Annotated in this window: 19 protein-coding genes; 2 read left to right on the top strand and 17 right to left on the bottom strand. The window is 56.7% G+C overall.

Translation table 11 applies throughout. From position 1 onward, the window contains the following. Nucleotides 1-8: 8 nt before the first annotated feature. The gene (locus ACPXSQ_RS10025; RefSeq protein WP_014594180.1) at nt 9-908 is read left to right on the top strand and encodes a TIGR01777 family oxidoreductase; all 900 of its coding nucleotides are present in this window, start codon (nt 9-11) and stop codon (nt 906-908) included. A 33-nt stretch (nt 909-941) separates the two neighbouring features. Here ACPXSQ_RS10025 and ACPXSQ_RS10030 read toward each other — a convergent pair whose 3' ends face one another. The 3 genes from ACPXSQ_RS10030 to dalD are packed head-to-tail and all read right to left on the bottom strand — an operon-like array spanning nt 942 to nt 5,121. Continuing rightward, entirely contained in the window at nt 942-2,222 is a 1,281-nt protein-coding gene (locus tag ACPXSQ_RS10030) for an MFS transporter (RefSeq protein ID WP_013026533.1), read from the bottom strand. Nucleotides 2,223-2,256: 34 nt separating this feature from the next. After that, entirely contained in the window at nt 2,257-3,720 is a 1,464-nt protein-coding gene (gene xylB / locus ACPXSQ_RS10035) for a xylulokinase (RefSeq protein ID WP_015699838.1), read from the bottom strand. 9 nt (nt 3,721-3,729) lie between these two features. After that, nucleotides 3,730-5,121, bottom strand: coding sequence for a D-arabinitol 4-dehydrogenase (dalD, locus tag ACPXSQ_RS10040; protein ID WP_105082218.1), 1,392 nt, complete (start codon nt 5,119-5,121; stop codon nt 3,730-3,732). Between the two features lie 192 nt (nt 5,122-5,313). Between dalD and ACPXSQ_RS10045 the strand changes: the two genes are divergently transcribed. Continuing rightward, on the top strand, nt 5,314-6,264 hold the full coding sequence (locus ACPXSQ_RS10045) for a sugar-binding transcriptional regulator (RefSeq protein WP_210494233.1): 951 nt from the start codon (nt 5,314-5,316) through the stop codon (nt 6,262-6,264). 5 nt (nt 6,265-6,269) lie between these two features. On the opposite strand, the gene hisP is transcribed toward ACPXSQ_RS10045, so the two are convergent. The 14 genes from hisP to pdxB form a co-directional block, all read right to left on the bottom strand. After that, a complete protein-coding gene (gene hisP / locus ACPXSQ_RS10050; RefSeq protein ID WP_013026537.1) occupies nt 6,270-7,043 on the bottom strand; it encodes a histidine ABC transporter ATP-binding protein HisP in 774 nt (257 codons plus the stop codon). A gap of 8 nt (nt 7,044-7,051) precedes the next feature. Then, a complete protein-coding gene (locus ACPXSQ_RS10055) occupies nt 7,052-7,768 on the bottom strand; it encodes an ABC transporter permease (protein WP_014594184.1) in 717 nt (238 codons plus the stop codon). Then, complete coding sequence (locus ACPXSQ_RS10060; protein ID WP_013026539.1) at nt 7,765-8,451, bottom strand: histidine ABC transporter permease HisQ; 687 nt, start codon at nt 8,449-8,451, stop codon at nt 7,765-7,767. The genes ACPXSQ_RS10055 and ACPXSQ_RS10060 overlap by 4 nt, the downstream gene beginning before the upstream one ends. 166 nt (nt 8,452-8,617) lie before the next feature. Beyond that, a complete protein-coding gene (argT, locus tag ACPXSQ_RS10065; RefSeq protein WP_014594186.1) occupies nt 8,618-9,400 on the bottom strand; it encodes a lysine/arginine/ornithine ABC transporter substrate-binding protein ArgT in 783 nt (260 codons plus the stop codon). A 270-nt stretch (nt 9,401-9,670) separates the two neighbouring features. Beyond that, entirely contained in the window at nt 9,671-10,240 is a 570-nt protein-coding gene (locus tag ACPXSQ_RS10070) for a UbiX family flavin prenyltransferase (RefSeq protein WP_013026541.1), read from the bottom strand. A gap of 101 nt (nt 10,241-10,341) precedes the next feature. Continuing rightward, a complete protein-coding gene (purF, locus tag ACPXSQ_RS10075) occupies nt 10,342-11,859 on the bottom strand; it encodes an amidophosphoribosyltransferase (protein ID WP_013026542.1) in 1,518 nt (505 codons plus the stop codon). 37 nt (nt 11,860-11,896) lie between these two features. After that, complete coding sequence (cvpA, locus tag ACPXSQ_RS10080) at nt 11,897-12,382, bottom strand: colicin V production protein (protein ID WP_026021019.1); 486 nt, start codon at nt 12,380-12,382, stop codon at nt 11,897-11,899. Between the two features lie 265 nt (nt 12,383-12,647). After that, nucleotides 12,648-13,439 carry a cell division protein DedD gene (gene dedD, locus ACPXSQ_RS10085; RefSeq protein ID WP_015699833.1) on the bottom strand — a complete coding sequence of 264 codons (792 nt, stop codon included), beginning with the start codon at nt 13,437-13,439 and terminating at the stop codon, nt 12,648-12,650. Next, nucleotides 13,429-14,697 carry a bifunctional tetrahydrofolate synthase/dihydrofolate synthase gene (gene folC, locus ACPXSQ_RS10090; protein WP_078828823.1) on the bottom strand — a complete coding sequence of 423 codons (1,269 nt, stop codon included), beginning with the start codon at nt 14,695-14,697 and terminating at the stop codon, nt 13,429-13,431. Before folC ends, dedD begins: the two co-directional genes overlap by 11 nt. A gap of 91 nt (nt 14,698-14,788) precedes the next feature. Beyond that, the gene (gene accD, locus ACPXSQ_RS10095; protein ID WP_013026546.1) at nt 14,789-15,703 is read right to left on the bottom strand and encodes an acetyl-CoA carboxylase, carboxyltransferase subunit beta; all 915 of its coding nucleotides are present in this window, start codon (nt 15,701-15,703) and stop codon (nt 14,789-14,791) included. Between the two features lie 161 nt (nt 15,704-15,864). Further along, nucleotides 15,865-16,515: a DedA family protein gene (locus ACPXSQ_RS10100; RefSeq protein WP_013026547.1), complete on the bottom strand. Its 651-nt coding sequence runs from the start codon at nt 16,513-16,515 to the stop codon at nt 15,865-15,867. Nucleotides 16,516-16,540: 25 nt separating this feature from the next. Then, the gene (gene truA, locus ACPXSQ_RS10105; protein ID WP_013026548.1) at nt 16,541-17,344 is read right to left on the bottom strand and encodes a tRNA pseudouridine(38-40) synthase TruA; all 804 of its coding nucleotides are present in this window, start codon (nt 17,342-17,344) and stop codon (nt 16,541-16,543) included. Next, nucleotides 17,344-18,354 (bottom strand): aspartate-semialdehyde dehydrogenase, encoded by a 1,011-nt coding sequence (locus ACPXSQ_RS10110; RefSeq protein WP_014594188.1) that lies wholly within the window; start codon nt 18,352-18,354, stop codon nt 17,344-17,346. Before ACPXSQ_RS10110 ends, truA begins: the two co-directional genes overlap by 1 nt. A gap of 106 nt (nt 18,355-18,460) precedes the next feature. Next, a complete protein-coding gene (gene pdxB / locus ACPXSQ_RS10115) occupies nt 18,461-19,594 on the bottom strand; it encodes a 4-phosphoerythronate dehydrogenase PdxB (RefSeq protein WP_033775293.1) in 1,134 nt (377 codons plus the stop codon). Nucleotides 19,595-19,733 lie beyond the last annotated feature (139 nt).

Below are 19,733 nucleotides of genomic sequence, written 5' to 3' on the forward strand. Positions count from 1 at the left end.
GCCGCACTATGCATATCTTAATTACCGGTGGAACCGGGCTTATTGGCCGCCATCTTATTCCACGTCTGCAACAGCGTGGCGACACGGTCAGCGTGGTCACGCGCGACGTTGCCGCTGCACGAGACATGCTGGGGGAAGATATCGCGCTCTGGTCAGGCCTGGCGCAACAGCACTCGCTGGATGGCGTGGATGCCGTTATCAACCTGGCCGGTGAACCCATCGCGGATAAACGCTGGACAGAGGCCCACAAACGGCAGCTGTGCGAGAGCCGCTGGCAGATAACGGAGCGCATTGCCTCCCTGATTAACGCCAGTACCACGCCACCGCGCGTCTTGATTTCGGGATCGGCAACGGGCTTTTATGGCAACACGGGCGACGTGGTATTAACCGAGGACGATCCAGGACAGAACGAGTTCACCCACGAACTTTGCGCCCGTTGGGAACAGCTGGCGCTGTCCGCGCAGAGTGAGCGCACCCGCGTCTGCCTGCTGCGTACCGGCGTGGTGCTGACGCGAGAAGGCGGCGCGTTGAGTAAAATGAAGCTGCCGTTTAAGCTGGGAATTGGTGGCCCGATTGGCAGCGGCAAACAGTATATGCCGTGGATCCACATTGATGACATGGTCAGCGGCATTCTGTGGCTGCTCGACGATGATGCCTGTAGCGGCCCTTTTAACATGGTTGCGCCCTACGCCGTGCGCAATGAGCAGTTTGCCGCTACCCTGGGTGAGGTGATGCACCGCCCGGCTTTCATGCGCACGCCCGCCAGTGCCATCAAGCTGATGATGGGAGAATCGTCTGTACTGGTGCTGGGTGGGCAACATGTGCTGCCAAAACGGCTGGAGGCGTCGGGTTTTCGCTTCCGCTGGTATGAGCTGCAGAATGCATTACAGGATGTGGTGAAAAGCTGAGGATCAGGGGAGCACTTGCTCCCCTTCCCTTTTTTACTGAGAGGTGACCGCGGTTTTCGACTTCACCGTGGAACGCAGCGCGCCGTGATTCGGTTGCGGTACGCGGATGATAAACGTCAGCACACCGGCAAACACATACAGGCAGGTGTAAGCCCACACCACGCCGACGATATCAAAGAACGGCAGCATCATGGAGGCGATGGCGGGCGCAACAAAATTGCTCATGCCTGCAGACAGGTTATACACCGAGACGGCCGCGCCCTGATGATGGGGCTCCAGCGTAGGGAAAACCGCCGTCATGGGCACAAAGGCCGCCACGAAAATGCCCAGCATCACGGCAGGAATCAGGGCGACCAGGAAATTGTGACCGGCATAGACAGGCAGGTAATAGAACGCCAGGCTGGAGATCGCCATGCCGAGGCAGCCAAACCAGCGCACCTGGCGAATCCAGCCAATACGTTCACCCATGATGCCCCAGAAGATATTGGTAAAAATGGTGACAAAAAAGAACACCGCCCAAATCTGCAACCACTCTGACAGCGTAAACCCAAGCCGATCCACAAACAGCAGCGGCATAATGATGGCAAAGCCAAACAGCGACAGCGTATTAATAATGCGGATCAGACAGGCGTAAAACACATGCTGGTTGGTGAACAGGATAGTCACCGCACGCGACATTTCCGTCATTTTTTCCCGCAGGGGTAAGTTGACGCGAGAACGATCGACCGGCACGTTGCGCAGGCTAAAATAGGCCAGCAAGCCGCCACAGGTTACCCAGCCAATCGCCAGCCAGAGCGTGCCGGTTTCACCAATAGAAGGAATGATCAGGCTGGGCAGATAGCTCCCGACCACGCCGATGCCCACCGAATACATCGCCCAGAACCAGCCCGTGGCAGCCGCCAGCCGTTCCCGTGGCAGCACCTGCACCAGCAGCAACATAAATGAGTAGATAAACAGCGGATAGGCCAGGCCACGGATACCGTAAAACAGCAGCATAAGAGGATAATTGCGCATCCCGAGCCCCAGGCTCATAAACAGGGCATGCATGACAACCCACAAGATAAAACCGATCAGCATAGCGCGCTGCGGCGTAATCAGCTCCGCCACCACACCGGATGCCCAGGCGGCCAGCGCCACCGCTAAACCGTAAAAGGTAAACACCAGCGCCGACTGCCCCGGCGTGAATCCCATATCGGTAATATGACGTGACAGGAACGCCATCTCGAAACCGTCACCTGCCATAAAAACAGCGATGGCGACAAATCCCCAGATCAGATGTTTGGGCAAGCCAAACCAGTACGCAGTAGAGTGCATGACGATCGTCCTTCTCTGTTTGGTTACAGGTTAATCAGGCCAGCGAACGGGACTGAGAGTGTTGACGGTAAAGCTCACGGAACTGAGCCAGCCGTTGCTGCAGTCCCTGACGAACCTCAGGATTGGGCAGGAAGCGCGCCTGTATCGGGGGTTTAAGACACACCTGCGCTTCATCACCGCCCGCAGCCAGCCAGGCCAGGCGCGCCGCGCCCAGTGCACCGGATGCGCTGGCGGGATGCGTCACGACAGGCAGCGCCAGCACATCGGCGATCAGCTGCGCCCACAGGCTGCTGCGCGCGCCGCCGCCGGTCAGGCTGAACTGGGTAATGGCACGCCGTCCTTCCCCTAAGACGGTCAGGCCGTCGGCCAGGCCAAAGGTTACGCCTTCGAGCACCGCATAGCCTAGTAAGGCACGCTGGGTTTCGTGCCGCAGATAAAAAAACGCGCCCGTCGCATCAGGATCGTTGTGCGGGGTACGTTCTCCAGAGAGATAAGGCAAGAAAAGCGGGGCCTGCTGTTTTTGTGCCGGACCCAGCGCAGCAATCTCTTCCAGCAGTTGGTTTTCACTGACCGAGAGCAACTGGCACAGCCAGCGCAGGCAGCTTGCGGCGCTGAGCATGACGCTCATCTGGTGCCAGCGGTCAGGCAGCGCATGGCAGAAAGCGTGCACGCCTGACTGCGGATCGGCCTGCAGCCGGTCATTAACCACAAAGATGACGCCAGAGGTGCCAAGTGAAATAAACGCATCGCCAGGATTCACGGCGCCCACGCCAACCGCCGAGGTGGCATTATCCCCGCCGCCGCCTGCAATGATGACCGACGAGGAGAGCCCCCATTCGTCGGCAATCGCCGGCCGTAACGTGCCGCTGACGGCATTCCCTTCGACGAGTGCAGGCATCTGGTCACGACGCATTCCCGTTGCGGCCAGCAGTGCCGCTGACCAGTCGCGTTTGGCGACGTCCAGCCATAAGGTGCCCGCGGCATCCGAGGGATCGGTGACAAAGCGCCCTGTCAGGCGCCAGCGCAGGTAATCTTTTGGCAATAACACTTTGCTAATGCGACGAAAGCAGTCAGGCTCGTGCCGGGCCACCCAGCACAGCTTTGGGGCCGTGAAGCCCGGCATGATCATATTGCTGCTAATGTGCATGATTTCGGGATGATGCTGACCCAGCCAGTGGCATTCTGCCGCGCTGCGTGTGTCATTCCACAGAATGCAGGGCCGTAAAACTTCACCCTGCTCATCCAGCAGCACCGCTCCGTGCATTTGTCCTGACAGCCCAATCGCCTCTATCGCAGACCAGGCCAGAGGTGCCTGCTGACGCAGACGCGTGATGACCTGATGGCAGGCGCGCCACCAGTCATGCGGGTCCTGCTCTGCCCAGTGCGGATGGGGGCGCTGCACGGCCAGGGCGGCATGTTCCGATGCCACGATCTCGCCCTGCGCATTCACGATCAGTGCTTTAAGCTCAGAGGTGCCGATATCGATACCCAGATACATATTCGCCCCCTAAACTACGGCCAGCGGTTGTTCTGGCTGGACTTGCCACGTTTCCAGCCCGGCGACGGTAGTGCTAAGCCGCGCATGAAAATCCTGTGATGTGGCCAGCTCAGCAAACAGGGACGTCTGGGTCATGTAAGCCTGTAACGGATCGGCATGGGCAAACCACTGCTGAACCACTTCAGGTTGCAGCACGCCATCCTGATAGTCATAAGGCAGCTCGCCACTGGCCCAGCGTTGCAAAAACAGATAGAACAGCGCCGGGAGCACAAGGCTGGCCGCAGGCGGCGTGCCGCGCTGATAGCATTCCCGCAGCGTCGGCGTCACCATGGCGGGAATTTTTGACAGACCGTCAGCCGCCACCCGTTGGTTGGTATCTTTTATCCACGGATTGCTAAAGCGGGACAGAACAACATCCCGATACTCCGCCAGGTTGAGCGGGCTGGGTGAAAGTGAAGGTATGACATCCTGTGAGACATATTCCCATGCCATCTGGTGGATGGCTTTCTGCCGGGTGCTTTCATCAATGTAAAGCAAACCGATAAGCGTGCCCGCCCAGGCAATGGCGCTGTGGGTGGCGTTAAGAATACGAATCTTGGCTTCTTCCCAGGGCAACACCGACTCGACCAGCTCGACGCCCACCTGCTCCAGCGCCGGACGCCCGGCAATAAAATCGTCTTCGATCACCCACTGGATAAAGGACTCCGCCATCACCGGCACCGCATCATCTTTACCGGTTGCCGCCTGAACGCGCTCCGCGACGTCAGGCGTGGGACGCGGGGTGATTCGATCCACCATGGTATTCGGCGAGGTGGTGTTGTCACGCACCCAGGCGGCCAGCTCACCTGCCCCTTTTGCCGCAAGGAAGGCCAAAAAACCCTGACGGAAACGCTCACCGTTGTGGCGCAGATTGTCGCAGTTCAACAGGGTCACGGGCGCCCCACCGTTGGCGACACGTGCCGTCAAGATACGCGCCAGCGCGCCATACAAGGTTCGCGCCTCGCCATTCAGATCCGCCTGAATATCGGGCTGCTGCAGGTCAAGCTCATGTTCCGGTGTTAAATAGTAACCCGCTTCGGTCACGGTGAAGGCGATTACCCGGGTGCATGGATCGGCGCCCTGCTGCACCAGCGCGCTGATCTCTTTGTCCCACGGCAGAATTTGCCGAATGGAGGTAATGGTCTCGTAGTGACGCTCGCCCTCAGGCGTGACCGTCTCCAGCACATATTCCCCTTGCTGGGCGGTTAGCTGCGTCAGCAACGGCGTTGCGTCATCGCGGATATTGCCCAGCGCGATATGCCAGCGGCTGTCGCCCTGCTGCATCAGGCGGTGCAGATACCATGCCTGATGGGCACGATGGAAAGAGCCTGCGCCGATATGCATCCAAACTGATGGTGTCATCATGACCTCTTTAGGCATTTGTTTAAATTAAGGGCATTTGCCCGATGCACATATGTTAATCAGAGGTAACGTCAAGGTTCTGTGATTAATTTCACATTTAAGACATTGGCCCGTTAATTGAGCTTTTGCCCTGATAGGCTTTTAAACAGATTGCGCGATAAAATGGCGATCCGCAGAGAAGGGAATGGCGCAATGAACAAAGAAGAGAAGAAACAGGAGTTGGCGGCGCGTGCCGCCTGGATGTATTACGTCGCTGGGTTAACACAGCAGGAGATCGCCCGGGCACTGGGATTGTCGCGCCAGGTGGCCCAGCGTTTGATTTCCGGGGCGCGTGAAATGGGCATGGTCAGCGTTAAGATCGCCCACCCCGTGACGCACTGCCTGCGTCTGGCGCACGACGTGCAGGAGAAATTTGGCCTGCAGCACTGCCGCGTGGTGCCTTCCGGCGATCTGGACGACAATGCCATACAGCAAATGCTGGCGGTAGAAGGCGCAGAGGTGATGTCGCAGTTTATCAATAACGACGAGCCGCAGGTGTTTGGCATCGGTTCGGGAAAAACCCTGCGTGCCATTATTGATGCGCTTCCCTGGGTTGAACGACCGCAGCATCAGTGTGTTTCCATGATTGGGGCCATCGCCCGCGACGATTCAGGCACCCGCTACGACGTGCCGCTTAAGCTGTCTGAAAAAATGCAGGGCAAGTATTTCTTCATTCCCGCCCCGCTGTTCGCCGACAGCCCAGACGATAAGCAGATGTGGTGCCAGCATCAGGTCTATCAGCGCGTGGTCAACCGTGCACGACAGGCCCACGTCACCTTTTTGGGAATTGGGGAGGTCAATCCCGGCTGCCCGCTCCATGCCGAAGGCTTTATCACAGACAGCCAGGTGCAGGCGCTGAATGCGCGCGGCGTGGTCGGGGAAATGCTCGGTCATTTCTTCAATCAGCAGGGCGAACGCGTGTCAGGGGAAACCGATGCGCTGTTAACCAGCGTGGCGCTGGAAAGCCAGACGACGCGCAATATCATCGGCTTTGCGGGCGGGGAGCGGAAATATGCCGCTATTCAGGCGGCGGTGAACGGCGGCTGGATATCGGGCCTGGTGACCGATGAAGCCACCGCCGTGCGCCTGCTGAATAACCGATAGCTTGCCTACTTAAGCGATCCCTTCAGAAACTGCTGTAAGCGCGGGCTCTTGGGCTGACCAAATAATTCAGCCGGTGGCCCCTGCTCCTCAATTTTCCCCTGATGCAGGAAAATGACGTGGCTGGAGACGTGACGGGCAAATTCCATTTCGTGCGTGACCACCACCATGGTTTTCCCCTCTTCGGCCAGCTTCTGCATAATACGCAGCACTTCGCCGACCAGCTCAGGATCCAGGGCTGAGGTGGGCTCATCAAATAACAGCACTTCCGGCTCCATCGCCAGCGCGCGGGCAATGGAGACGCGCTGCTGCTGCCCTCCCGAGAGATGGACGGGATATTTTCCCTGCGCGCGCTCGTCGATGCCGACCTTGTTCAAATAGGTAATCGCGCGCTCACGTGCCTGCGCTTTACTCAGGCCCAGCACCTGAATCGGCGCTTCCATAACGTTTTCCAGCACCGTCATGTGGCTCCACAGGTTGAAATGCTGAAAGACCATGGTCAGACGGGTACGAAGCAGGCGCAGCTGCTCCTTGTCTGCCACCTTCAGCTGGCCGTCCGTATCGCGTACCAGGGTAATAGCGGTCTTGTTGACCACAATGGTGCCTTCACTCGGCTTTTCGAGGAAGTTAATACAGCGCAGAAAGGTACTTTTCCCGGAACCCGACGAGCCAATAATACTGATGACATCGCCCGCATTGGCGTTCAATGACACACCTTTTAATACTTCATGTTCACCGTAACGTTTATGCAGGTCGGTGACGCTTAATTTGTTATCAGCCATAGTCTTACTCAATGCGATGAAGAAGGTTTCACGTGCGCCAGCCAACGACGTTCCGCAAGACGAAACAGGCTAATCAGCACGTAAGAAATAATCAGGTATAACACGGCCGCAATGCCGAACGCGGTAAAGGGCTGATAGGTTGCCGCGTTAATGTCCCTGGCGATTTTCAGCAAATCAGGCACGGTTGCGGTAAAGGCCAGTGCGGTAGAGTGCAGCATGAGTATGACTTCGTTGCTGTAAACCGGTAAGGCCGTGCGCAGTGCAGAAGGCAAAATAATGCAGCGATACAGTTTAAAGGTCGAGAAGCCATAGGCTCGCGCCGCTTCGATTTCACCGTGTGGCACGGCACGAATCGCCCCGGCAAAAATTTCCGTGGTGTAAGCGCAGGTATTAAGGGTAAATGCCAGTAGCGTACAGTTCAGGCCGCTGCGGAAAAACGCATTCAGTAGCTCTGTGCCTTTCACGATTTCCAGCGTATACATGCCGGAATAGAACACCAGCAGTTGCACATAGAGTGGCGTACCGCGAAACACATAGGTAAAGAGCCACACCGGCAGGCTGATAAAACGATTGGGTGATACACGCGCAATCGCCAGCAACACGGCCATGCAGCCGCCCAGTACGACCGAGACAATCAGCAGCCATAGCGTAATCGCCACGCCTGTGAAGCGATAACCGTCTGTCCAGAGCAGCGACTTCCAATATTCGTGAATAATCTCGATCATAGCTCCGCCCTCTTCACGCCGACCGTGTAGCGGCGATTGAGCCACCAGAGAATGCCGTTAGACAAGGTGGTAAAGACCAGATAAATCACGCCCGCCACGATAGCAAAATAAAACGGCTGCCAGGTGCTTTTACCTGCCAGCTGCGTGGCTTTTACCACATCCTCCAGCCCCAACAGGGAAACCAGCGCCGTGGCTTTCAGGATCACCTGCCAGTTATTACCGATGCCGGGCAGCGCGTAGCGCATCATCGCCGGGAACAGGATACGGCGGAAAACCTGCGAACCGGTAAAACCAAACGCCGTGGCGGCTTCAATCTGCCCTTTTGGCACCGCCATAAAGGCGCCACGGAAGGTTTCGGTAAAATAGGCGCCATAGATAAAGCCCAGGGTGATGATGCCGGCCACCATGGGATCGATATCGAACTGGGTCAGGCCAAGCGCATCGGTGAGATGGTTGAGAGCGATCTGCAGGCCGTAGAAAATCAGCAGCATCAGAACGAGGTCGGGCACGCCACGAATCAGCGTCGTGTAGCCCTCAAAAATCAGTGACAGCAGGCGATTGCGCGACAGCTTCGCGCCTGCGCCAATCAGACCCAGGATCACCGCCAGCAGCACCGAGCTCAGGGCGAGCTCAAGCGTGACCAGCGTGCCTTTTAAAATGACATCAGAGTAGCCATACAACATGGAAAAGGTCCTGTCGTGGGGTGGAAACGACGCTGCGCCGTCGTGCAGACGGGCAGCGCAGCTTCTGTTCTCGCATAGCCGATGACACAGGGTTGCTCCGACCAGAGGGATCGGGACAACCCAGGGCTTATTCTGTTATGCGAACAACAGAGGCGAAGACGACAGATCAGTCACCGTACACGTTGAAATTAAAGTATTTCTTCGCAATTTTGTCGTAGGTACCGTCTTTACGCATTGATTCAAATGCTTTATCGATGGCCGCTTTCAACTCGGTATCGTCTTTACGTAATCCCATACCGGTTCCGACACCGAAGATTTTATCGTCTTTCACGGCCGGACCTGCAAACGCATAGCTTTTACCGACAGGCTGTTTCAGGAAGCCTTCGGCGGCCTGAACTTCGTCCTGGAAGGCGGCGTCAATGCGGCCAGCGGTCAGATCCTGATAGACCAGATCCTGGTTGGCATAAGGCGTTACGGTTACGCCTTTTGGACGCCAGTACTCATTCGCGTAGGTTTCCTGAGTAGTGCCCTGCAGCACGCCGATGTTTTTGCCTTTCAGCGCCTCAGGCGTCGGCTCGATTTTTGATCCTTTCGGCGCGACTAAGCGTGCGTTAGCGGCATACAGTTTGTCTGAGAACGCAATCTCTTCCTGACGTTTAGCGGTGATGGACAGCGAGGAGATGATGGCATCGATTTTCTTCGCTTTCAGCGACGGAATCAGCGCATCAAAATCGCTTTCTACATAGGTACACTTGGTCTGGATACGTTTACAGATTTCGTTAGCCAGGTCGATATCAAAACCAACCAGCTGTCCTTGCGCGTTTTTCGACTCAAACGGCGGATATGTTGGGTCAGTGCCGACACGAATCGAGGTCGGTACTGCTGCAAATACGCTGGCCGCACTGGACAGGCCCAACATTAAAGAAAGAGCCAGAACACGCTTCTTCATAGATTACCCTCAAGTAAATTGCTTATTGTTATGTGATGCATGATGTGTGTTTGCGACGAACACTGCCTTTTCCTGTGCATGTTTCATGCCAGTTCTGCAGTTTTGCCGTCTGCCCAGCCGCCCGTTTGGTGACGAAAAGACTGGGTTTGTGAAAGGAATATATCAGTGATGTCGCAGAGAAAAAGCGATGTTGTGAACTTTTAGTTCAAGAAATGCAGGAACAGTGATCGCTCCCGCGTTTCTGCACCAAAGAAGTGCGAAAGAACACGCTCATGCACCTTGCCAGCGCACAAACAAGTCCTGCGGTAGTTCAATATCAAACTGATCAATGACCCGATTAACGGTCTGATCGACAAGCTGCTCGATAGTGGTTGGACGGTGGTAAAACGCCGGCACCGGCGGCATGATGATGGCCCCCAGTTCGGCCGCGGTCGTCATCATGCGCAGATGACCAATATGCAGCGGGGTTTCACGTACGCACAGGACCAGTTTACGCTGCTCTTTCAGCACCACGTCTGCTGCGCGCGTCAGCAGCGAGTCGCTGTAGCTGTGAACAATACCGGACAGGGTTTTCATTGAGCACGGCAGGATCACCATGCCCAACGTTTTGAACGACCCGGAGGAGATACTGGCGGCAATGTCCCGCACGTCATGAACCACGTCGGCCAGCGCCTGGACGTCTCGCAGGCTGTAGTCGCTTTCCAGGCTCAGCGTCTGACGTGCCGCATGGCTGATGATCAGATGGGTTTCCACGTCGCTGATCTGCTGCAAGACCTGCAATAGCCGGACGCCATAGATCACGCCGCTTGCGCCCGAAATACCAATAATGAGTCGTTTCATCGTTCAACCTTGCAGTGGCAAAGTGCACCATAATAGCGCAGACCGGCAGAAAACACAGAGGGCGGGATAAATCCCGCCCTCCTTTTTGCATTCAGGTTCGCTTACCCTTCGTTATGCAGCTCGAGGTTTTCGACTTCGTTTTGACGGGCGATGGCTTTCGCATCGTCGTTACGCAGGGATTCCAGATATTCAAGATAGCCCTGATCGACGTCTTTCGTCACGTAGATGCCGTTAAAGACGGAGCACTCAAACTGCACGATATCCGGGTTCTCTTCACGTACGGCTTCGATAAGGTCATCGAGATCCTGGAAAATCAGCGCATCTGCTTTGATAATCTGGCGAATCTCTTCCACTTCACGGCCGTGGGCAATCAGCTCGGTCGCGCTGGGCATATCAATGCCGTAGACGTTAGGAAAGCGCACTTCCGGCGCGGCAGACGCAAGATAGACCTTTTTCGCGCCCGCCTCTCGCGCCATCTCGATAATCTGCTCGGAGGTGGTGCCACGAACAATTGAGTCATCAATCAGCAGCACGTTCTTATCGCGAAACTCAGCGCGGTTAGCGTTGAGCTTGCGGCGAACGGCGCTGCGGCGCAGTTGCTGTCCCGGCATGATAAAGGTGCGGCCCACGTAGCGGTTTTTCACAAATCCCTGACGGTAAGGCTTATCAAGGATGCGGGCGATTTCCAGCGCGGTATCCATCGAGGTTTCCGGAATGGGAATCACCACGTCGATATCCAGATCTTCCCACTCGCGGGCGATCTTCTGACCCAGCTTGGTGCCCATGCGCACGCGGGCGCTGTAGACCGAAATCTTATCCAGGAAGGAGTCCGGACGCGCAAAATAGACGTATTCGAACAGGCAAGGATTGTTTTTTGGGTTTTCGGCACACTGACGGGTTGAAAGCTGCCCCTGCTCAGTGATGTAAACCGCTTCACCCGGTGCCACGTCACGGATAAATTCAAAACCCAGGGTATCCAGCGCGACGCTTTCGGAGGCGACCATGTACTCGGTACGGCCATCGGCAATGACGCGTTTGCCCAGCACCAGTGGCCGAATGCCGTTAGGATCGCGGAAGGCGACCATGCCGTGACCGATGATCATCGCCACCACGGCATAGGCGCCACGCACCTGCTGGTGGACGGCAGCGATGGCGGCAAACACGTTATCGGCTTCCAGCGGATAGTGCTGAAAACGATCCAGTTCCTGCGCAAAGATATTCAACAGGATTTCAGAATCGGAGGTGGTATTAACGTGACGGCGGCCTTTTTCGAACAGCTGCTTACGCAGCTCGTGGGCATTGGTCAGGTTACCGTTATGGGCAAGGGAAATACCGTACGGCGAGTTAACGTAGAATGGCTGGGCTTCAGAAGCGCTGGAGCTGCCCGCGGTAGGATAGCGTGCGTGACCAATCCCCATGTTGCCTTGTAAACGTTGCATATGACGCGCTTCGAAAACATCGCTGACCAGACCATTAGCCTTACGCAGGCGGAAGCAGTTCAGCGCATCGATGGTACAAATGCCTGCGGCATCCTGCCCACGGTGCTGGAGCACCGTTAACGCGTCATAGATCGACTGGTTGACCGGCATGAAACCGGTGATACCGACAATACCGCACATGTTGTCATTTCCTCATTAAGCCGTACGCCCGGTGGTCTCACCGGGGCAAAAAACTCGACGTGCTTTTCAGGTAGTCAAAAAACCACCTGATTATAGAACTGAACTCGGGAATAAGTTGAGACTGCTGCCAGTCCGGGCTCTTTGAAAAGCCCGTGAATGTATCCAGGAAGAACAGCAGAGCGGCCACGATGAGCACACCACGCAATGCCCCGAAACAAACGCCTAATACCCGATCGGTTCCCGACAGGCCAGTTTTCTCAACCAGCGAGCCGATAACGTAGTTCACGATTGCGCCCACAATCAGGGTCGCGATGAACAGCACCGCAATCGCGATTCCGTTACGAACCAGTTCGTCGTCAAAACCTGTGAACCAGACTGCAAGGTAGGCATAGTAATGACTGGCGACAAAAAACGCGCATCCCCAGGTAACAAGAGATAAGGCTTCGCGGACAAACCCTCGAACCAGGCTGACCAAAGCCGAAAAACCAACTACCGCAATAATGACGTAATCAATCCAGATCATGAACTCTTCCAGCGCCAGTGCCATTGCACCCCTGCTTCCAGTTCGGGGCGCATTCTAACAGAAAAAGAAAACGTTTGCGTAGAGGTTTTCAGGTTCTGCATCCATAAAAAAGGCGATGAAAAAATCCGTCTTCGCCTGTGTCATTTTCACCCCGCTAACAGGCTGAAAAGTTGTCAGAAATTTAGCGTTAAGCCGGGTCAGGCACTGCCGTTCTCATCCCGATTGGCGCTGCCTGTTATTTCTATCGGCAGCGCCAATCGGCGCTTTAGCGGGCGCTGTAAGACTTAACCACGCCGCTCAAGCCTGAAACGTTCTTCAGCTCGCCGACGGCCGCCTGCATCTTCGCTTTTGACGCATCCGGCCCCACATAAATGCGGGTGATTTGCCCCTGCACGGGCGTAGACGGCACGGTATAGGCCCGGTAACCCGACAGGCGCAGTTTCGCCACAATCTCGTTAACCTTGCTGGCGTTCTTGAGTGCGCCTAACTGAACAACGTAAGCCTGACCGGCAGGCTGCGTTTCTTTGGGCTGCTCCGCAGGCGCGGTTTTTTCCGCAGGCTGCGACTGCTCGGCCGGTTTGGTTTTTTCAACAGGCTTAGCCTGCTCAACCGGTTTGGTTTTTTCTACCGGTTTGCTCTGCGTCTGCTCGACCGACTTCGGTTTAGCCTGCTCAACCTGTTTGGGTCGGGTTGGCTCAACCGGCCTGGCTTTCGGCGCTGTCGTGGCCGGAGACGAATGGACCGGTGGCGGTGAGACCACGCTCGGTTCGCTACTTTGCTCGGGCTGACTGCTGCCCTCGGCGGCGGCATCATCATCCGTATCAGAATGGCTGACCGCACTGCCTGCGCCTGCTGGCGGATGCGCAGGCAGCGACTGCGTCACCGGCGGCACCATTTCGCTGTCCTGCTGGTCATCGGGTTTGGGCACCAGCGGGATCGCGGCAAATTCTTCTTTATAATGTTTTTTCTTACCATCCAGCAGCCCCGGCAATACGATCACGCCGACGGCCACCAGAATAACGGTACCGACTAAACGGTTTTGAAACTTACTCGCCACGTCCTTTCTCCGTTTCAATCGATTCCATAACCTGCGCCACCGTCAGGAAAGAGCCGCAGACCAGAATAATATCCTGCGCTTCCGCCTGCTGGCGCGCCTGGTGCCAGGCCTGTTCAACATCCGCAAATGCCTGAGCGGACGTTACGTGCGCCATGAGCTGCTCCGCGCTGGCACCGCGCGGACCGGCCAAGGGTGCGCAATACCAGCAGTCCACCTGAGGTGCCAGGGCCGCCAGAGTGCCCGCAATGTCTTTATCGTGCAGCATCCCCACAACCGCATGGACGCGTCCGCTTTGCGGCAATGCAGCCAGTCGCGAGGCCAGATAGGTCGCCGCATGCGGATTGTGGGCAACGTCCAGAATCACCCGTGGGGATTCGCTGATGGTCTGAAAGCGTCCCGGTAAAATCGCCAGCGGCAGATGCGCACGAATGATTGCATCGCTCACGTTCAGCCCGGAGGCGCGCAGCGCCACCAGTGCGGTAGCCGCATTTGGCAACGGCACCTGAGGCAGCGGTAAATCATGCAGCTCGCCTTGCGCATCGCGCAGCGACCAGCTCTCTGCCTGCTGATGATAGTGCCAGTCGCGCCCGTGCTGCATTAACCGCGCACCTTTTTCACGGGCAACCTGAGCAATTGTGGCAGGCATATCAGGTTCACCGACCACGGCGGGTTTCGCCTGGCGGAAGACACCGGCTTTTTCCCGGCCAATACTGTCACGATCCGGGCCAAGCCAGTCGGTATGATCCAGCGCGATACTGGTAATCACCGCGACATCCGCATCGACAATATTGGTCGCGTCCAGCCGACCGCCCAACCCGACTTCCAGAATGACGACATCCAGCCCCGCCTGCTTAAACAGGTTAAGCGCCGACAGCGTGCCAAATTCAAAGTAGGTCAGAGAAACCGTACCCCGTCCGGCCTCAATATCGGCAAAACTGGCGCTGTGTTGGGCTTCACTGAGTTCCTGCCCCTGAATCCGGACGCGCTCGGTGTAGCGCACAAGGTGCGGCGAGCTGTAAACCCCAACCCGATAGCCGGCTGCTATCAGTAAGGTTTCCAGGGTGCGACAGGTGGTACCTTTGCCATTGGTGCCCGCAACGGTAAAAACGAAGGGTGCAGGCTTGAGCAGGTCCAGACCTTGCGCCACCTGGCGAATACGATCCAGGCCCAGTTCTATCGCCTGAGAGTGGAGGTGCTCAAGATAATAAAGCCACGTGGCCAAAGGCGACGTGGCTTGAGGAAGGTGAAGATTGTCCATATGTCCCGTTTTGCAAATTTATACCCGATGAAAGCCGCAAGGTATACGGTGCATTGGTGGAAGGCGCGACCTGCGCGCCTTCTGTCTCCTGTCAGGCCTCGTTGCTCTCCGGATGGCTCGTCGCAGGTGCGAACGCTTCACCGTCGTGCAGCGGTGCGGGCAGATTCATCATTTTTGCCAGCAGACTCGCCAGTTTATAGCGCATTTCCGGACGACGAATGATCATATCAATCGCCCCTTTCTCGATCAAAAACTCACTCCGCTGGAAGCCCGGCGGCAGTTTTTCACGAACGGTCTGCTCAATCACACGTGGACCCGCAAAGCCGATCAGGGCTTTAGGTTCGGCAATATTCAGATCGCCCAGCATCGCAAAGCTGGCAGACACGCCGCCCATGGTCGGGTCGGTCAAAACCGAAATATACGGCAGACCGCGTTCCTGCATTTTCGCCAGCGCGGCACTGGTTTTGGCCATCTGCATCAGCGACATTAACGCTTCCTGCATACGCGCACCGCCACTGGCGGAGAAGCAGATCAGCGGGCAGTTATCTTCCAGCGCCTGCTCAACAGCCCGGACGAAACGTGCGCCAACCACCGATCCCATTGAGCCGCCCATAAAGGCGAATTCAAAGGCGGCCGCCACAACCGGCATACCGTGCAGCTGACCTTTCATCACGATCAGCGCATCTTTCTCATTCGTGGCTTTCTGTGCAGCAACCAGACGATCTTTATACTTTTTGGAATCCCGGAACTTCAACAGATCCTTGGGTTCCAGCTCGCTGCCCAGCTCAACCAGCGTGCCCTGATCGAGCAGGCTCGCCAGGCGCTCACGGGCATGCATGCGCATGTGGTGGTCGCACTTAGGGCAGACCTCAAGATTACGCTCCAGCTCGGCACGATAAAGTACCTGGCCACAGCTGTCGCATTTCGTCCACACTCCTTCCGGAATACTGGCGCGACTTGTGGGCGTAATGTTGCTTTTATTAAGAATGCGTTCAATCCAGCTCATTGATGACCTTTCTGTTTAAAACTGACCTGGTCCAGTCGTCTTGATACTGCTGAAAACCGCTTCAGCAGACGGTAAATGTCGCTCATTAAACCACAACCAATTAAGACTGTGGATAAAAATCTGGTCTTACCCCTGAGCAACGCGGCTACTCAGGGATAATTTTACTGCTTAGCCTGGCGGCGATGGCGCCAGATTTCAATCACACCTGGCAGAATCGACACCACGATAATCCCGAGGATAAGCAGCTTAAGGTTTTCCTGTACCACGGGCAAATCGCCAAACAGATAACCCGCATAGGAAAACAGCAGCACCCAGGCCAGCGCGCCCGCGACGTTAAACAGGGCGAAGTGGCGGTAGGACATGTGTCCCATTCCGGCGACGAAAGGCGCAAAGGTCCGCACGATGGGCACGAAGCGCGCCAGGATAATGGTTTTCCCACCGTGCCGGGCATAAAAGGCATGGGTTTTATCCAGATAGCTGCGGCGGAAAATTTTCGAGTTCGGGTTGCTGAACAGCCGTTCGCCAAAGAGTTTGCCGATGGTGTAGTTCACGGCGTCCCCCAGAATAGCGGCAATGACCAACAGCGCCACCATGAGATGCACGTTGAGATCGTTACCCGGCAACGCGGCCAGCGCCCCTGCCACGAACAGCAGTGAATCACCCGGCAAAAACGGCGTGACGACTAAGCCCGTTTCGCAGAACAAAATCAGAAACAGGATGGCGTAGATCCAAATGCCATACTGCGCGACTAATTCGGCCAGATGCACATCAATGTGCAGAATAAAATCGACCACAAAATGGATAAACTCCATAACGATCCCTTGTACGTAAGGTTAATTAATCCGCGAGGAACAATGGCCCCATCGCCGGCTGAGGTAAAGCAAAATGCACGGGATAATCCACCGCAACCAGATAAAGCCCTTCGGCTTTCGCCGTTGCCGCCGCCAGCGTGCGATCTTTAGCCGCCAGCAGTTCCGCCATCCAGGATTCTGACTGATTGCCGCAGCCAATTTCCATCAGACTACCGACAATATTGCGCACCATATGGTGCACAAACGCATTGGCTTTAATATCGACAATCACATAAGGCCCGTGGCGCGTGACGTTCAGGTGCATCACGTTGCGCCACGGCGTTCGCGACTGACACTGCACGGCGCGGAAAGAGGTAAAATCATTCTCGCCCAGCAGGCACTGTCCGGCGCGCTGCATCTTTTCTACATCCAGAGGATAGTAAAAATGCGTCACGCCATTACCCAGAATCGCCGGACGGAGCCGCTGATTGTAGATCAAATAGCGATAACGCCTGGCGGTTGCGCTAAAACGCGCGTGAAAGTCGTCCGGCACCGCCTTGACCCAACGTACAGCGATATCGTCTGGCAGATTGGCGTTCACGCCCAGCGTCCAGGCGGCATCGGCGCGCTGCGCAACGGTTTCAAAATGCACCACCTGGCCGGTGCCGTGTACGCCGGCATCGGTGCGGCCGGCACAGAACACGCTGACCGGATGGTCGGCCACTTTCGACAGCGCCCGTTCCAGCTTTTCCTGCACGCTGCGCACTTCCTGCTGACGTTGCCAGCCATAGTAGCGGCTGCCGTCGTACTCGATGCCCAGTGCCAGTTTTTGTGTCTGACCTTCTGACATCAGTACATGTACTCCTGAACCAGCTTCTCAGCGGTCTTCACCGCCATCAGCGCACCGCCGAAACGGACGTTGTCGGCCACCGACCAGAACTGCAACAGCTCAGGAATGCCGTAGTCGTTACGCACACAGCCAATGCTCAGTTCATCGCTGCCCGAGGCATCGGTAACCGGCGTCGGCACCGCATCCTCTTCGCTCAGATGAATATCCGCAGCCAGCGCCAGCTCTGCCCTTGCCTCTTCCGCCGACAGCGGGCGCAGGTTTTCAATATGTACGATCTGCGCATTGCCATAAAATACCGGCGCCTGAATGCTGCTGACCGCCACGGGCAAACCCTCGTCCTGCAGGACTTTGCGTACCTGATCGACCAGGCGGCGCTCGCTTTCTACGCTGCCTTCGCTATCTGCCAGCTGCGGCAGAAGGTTAAAGGCCAGCTGGCGGCCAAAGTGGTGTTCGTCAGCGGGCACGCCGTTCAGCAGACGCGCACTCTCACCGGCCAGCGCATCCACGGCCACTTTGCCGTGGGTGGAGACAGAGATCAGATTGGTGACCTGTAAACGGCCCAAACCTGCCGCATCCACCAGCGGTTTGATTGCCGTCAGCAGTTGACTCACCAGATTATCCGCCACGCTGATGATGTTGCGATTACGGTAATCGGCCAGCACCTGTGGATTCACATCCGGCACCACCAGCGGCACGTCCGGTGACAGGGCAAACAGCTCGCTGCTGTCGATCACCAGACAGCCCGCGCCCGCCGCCTCTTCGGCATAGCGTTCTGATGCATCGCGACCGGCGACAAAAAAGGCCAGCTGCGCCTGTGACCAGTCAAACCCGGCCGCGTCTTCAACGCGCACAGAACGTCCTTCAAAACGTTTGATTTCACCGGCACCGTTGTCGCTCGCCAGCAAATACAATTCACCAACCGGGAACTGGCGTTGAGCCAGTAGTTCCAGTACAGCGTTCCCTACTGCGCCTGTTGCGCCCAGTAGCGCAATATTCCAGCCGTCAGACATGTTGGTTTACCTCAGACAATGACATAAAAACAGAAAGCGGTGATGTCACCGCCCGGGGATTCAGAATTATCCCTACCTTCAGCCGCGCGTTACCCGGCTGAACCCATCAGGTTGAGGATAATATGGCGTTAAAGCCCAGCTGAATAAGCTGCTCAGCGGTGGCTTCATTATCACAGTTAACCTGTAATGATGACCATTCGCGACGCTCTTCATACTGTTTGCGCAGGCGGTCAAACTCGCCCGGTTTTGCCGCCACTTTTCGCAGGGGCGCATCATCGCGGCGCACATCATACACCAGATGCACTAACCGTTTCAGCGTTGGCTGATCGAGCGGCCCGTTAAGGCTGATCTGGCTGAATTCCGGCGTCGGTAGCAGGCTACTCAGCGGAACCTGCTGCGGTTGGCCAATAAAGTCGCACCAGGCCTCAAAAACCTGGGTGGTGCCGCGCGCCTTGCCCTCCAGGGTGTAACCGGCGATGTGGGCCGTCGCGATATCCACCTTATCCAGCAGCGCCAGGGAGAGATCCGGTTCAGGTTCCCAGACGTCCAGCACCACGCTGAGATCGTGACGCATGTTCAGGACTTCCAGCAGCGCGGCGTTATCCACCACCGGGCCGCGGCAGGCGTTAATCAGAATGGCGTTGGGCTTCAGGGCCATCAGCCGCGCGGCATCGGCCAGATGCCAGCTCTTGTAGGGGCCAGATTTAAACAGCGGCGTATGAAACGTTAAAATATCGGCCTGTTCCACCAGCGCATCGAGCGAGTGAAAATCCTCTTTGTCACCCCGGTCAGCGCGCGGCGGATCGCACAGCAGGGTTTTCACGCCCCAGGCTTCAAGGCGTTTCTGCAATCGCCCGCCCACGTTACCGACGCCCACAATGCCCACCGTGCGATCGCGCAACTGAAAACCGTCGCGCTCCGCCAGCAGCAGCAAGGCAGAAAAAACATACTCTACGACGGCGATCGCGTTACAGCCCGGCGCGGCAGAGAAGGCAATGCCCGCCTGCTCAAGCCAGTCTTCGTCAATATGATCTGTGCCCGCGGTTGCCGTGCCGACAAACTTTACGGGCTTGTCCTGCAGTAGCGCAGCGTTAACCTGGGTCACGGAACGCACCATCAGGCCATCGGCATCGGCCAGTTGGGCTTCAGGAAGCGGCCTGCCAGGGACAGCGACCACCTCGCCCGTGCGACTAAAGAGTTCACGGGCATAGGGCATGTTTTCATCGACGAGAATTTTCACCACGGCTTTCCTGTGTGTTGCATTTAAGGGCGCTATTTTGGCACAAAAGCCCCGCGTTAGCCTAACCACGCTGTGCAGTGAGTGCTAAGGCTGGCAGAAAGGGGCAACACAGGCGTACACTGCGGCGGGTCTGAGGCTG

Source organism: Pantoea sp. EEL5 (assembly GCF_049892805.1).
Lineage (GTDB): Bacteria > Pseudomonadota > Gammaproteobacteria > Enterobacterales > Enterobacteriaceae > Pantoea > Pantoea ananatis.

Bases quoted from the DNA above. Each gene is read 5' to 3' on its own strand.
- ACPXSQ_RS10025 (WP_014594180.1), top strand. From the start codon at position 9: ATGCATATCTTAATTACCGGTGGAACCGGGCTTATTGGCCGCCATCTT.
- ACPXSQ_RS10030 (WP_013026533.1), bottom strand. From the start codon at position 2,222: ATGCACTCTACTGCGTACTGGTTTGGCTTGCCCAAACATCTGATCTGG.
- xylB (WP_015699838.1), bottom strand. From the start codon at position 3,720: ATGTATCTGGGTATCGATATCGGCACCTCTGAGCTTAAAGCACTGATC.
- dalD (WP_105082218.1), bottom strand. From the start codon at position 5,121: ATGACACCATCAGTTTGGATGCATATCGGCGCAGGCTCTTTCCATCGT.
- ACPXSQ_RS10045 (WP_210494233.1), top strand. From the start codon at position 5,314: ATGAACAAAGAAGAGAAGAAACAGGAGTTGGCGGCGCGTGCCGCCTGG.
- hisP (WP_013026537.1), bottom strand. From the start codon at position 7,043: ATGGCTGATAACAAATTAAGCGTCACCGACCTGCATAAACGTTACGGT.
- ACPXSQ_RS10055 (WP_014594184.1), bottom strand. From the start codon at position 7,768: ATGATCGAGATTATTCACGAATATTGGAAGTCGCTGCTCTGGACAGAC.
- ACPXSQ_RS10060 (WP_013026539.1), bottom strand. From the start codon at position 8,451: ATGTTGTATGGCTACTCTGATGTCATTTTAAAAGGCACGCTGGTCACG.
- argT (WP_014594186.1), bottom strand. From the start codon at position 9,400: ATGAAGAAGCGTGTTCTGGCTCTTTCTTTAATGTTGGGCCTGTCCAGT.
- ACPXSQ_RS10070 (WP_013026541.1), bottom strand. From the start codon at position 10,240: ATGAAACGACTCATTATTGGTATTTCGGGCGCAAGCGGCGTGATCTAT.
- purF (WP_013026542.1), bottom strand. From the start codon at position 11,859: ATGTGCGGTATTGTCGGTATCACCGGTTTCATGCCGGTCAACCAGTCG.
- cvpA (WP_026021019.1), bottom strand. From the start codon at position 12,382: ATGATCTGGATTGATTACGTCATTATTGCGGTAGTTGGTTTTTCGGCT.
- folC (WP_078828823.1), bottom strand. From the start codon at position 14,697: ATGGACAATCTTCACCTTCCTCAAGCCACGTCGCCTTTGGCCACGTGG.
- accD (WP_013026546.1), bottom strand. From the start codon at position 15,703: ATGAGCTGGATTGAACGCATTCTTAATAAAAGCAACATTACGCCCACA.
- ACPXSQ_RS10100 (WP_013026547.1), bottom strand. From the start codon at position 16,515: ATGGAGTTTATCCATTTTGTGGTCGATTTTATTCTGCACATTGATGTG.
- truA (WP_013026548.1), bottom strand. From the start codon at position 17,344: ATGTCAGAAGGTCAGACACAAAAACTGGCACTGGGCATCGAGTACGAC.
- ACPXSQ_RS10110 (WP_014594188.1), bottom strand. From the start codon at position 18,354: ATGTCTGACGGCTGGAATATTGCGCTACTGGGCGCAACAGGCGCAGTA.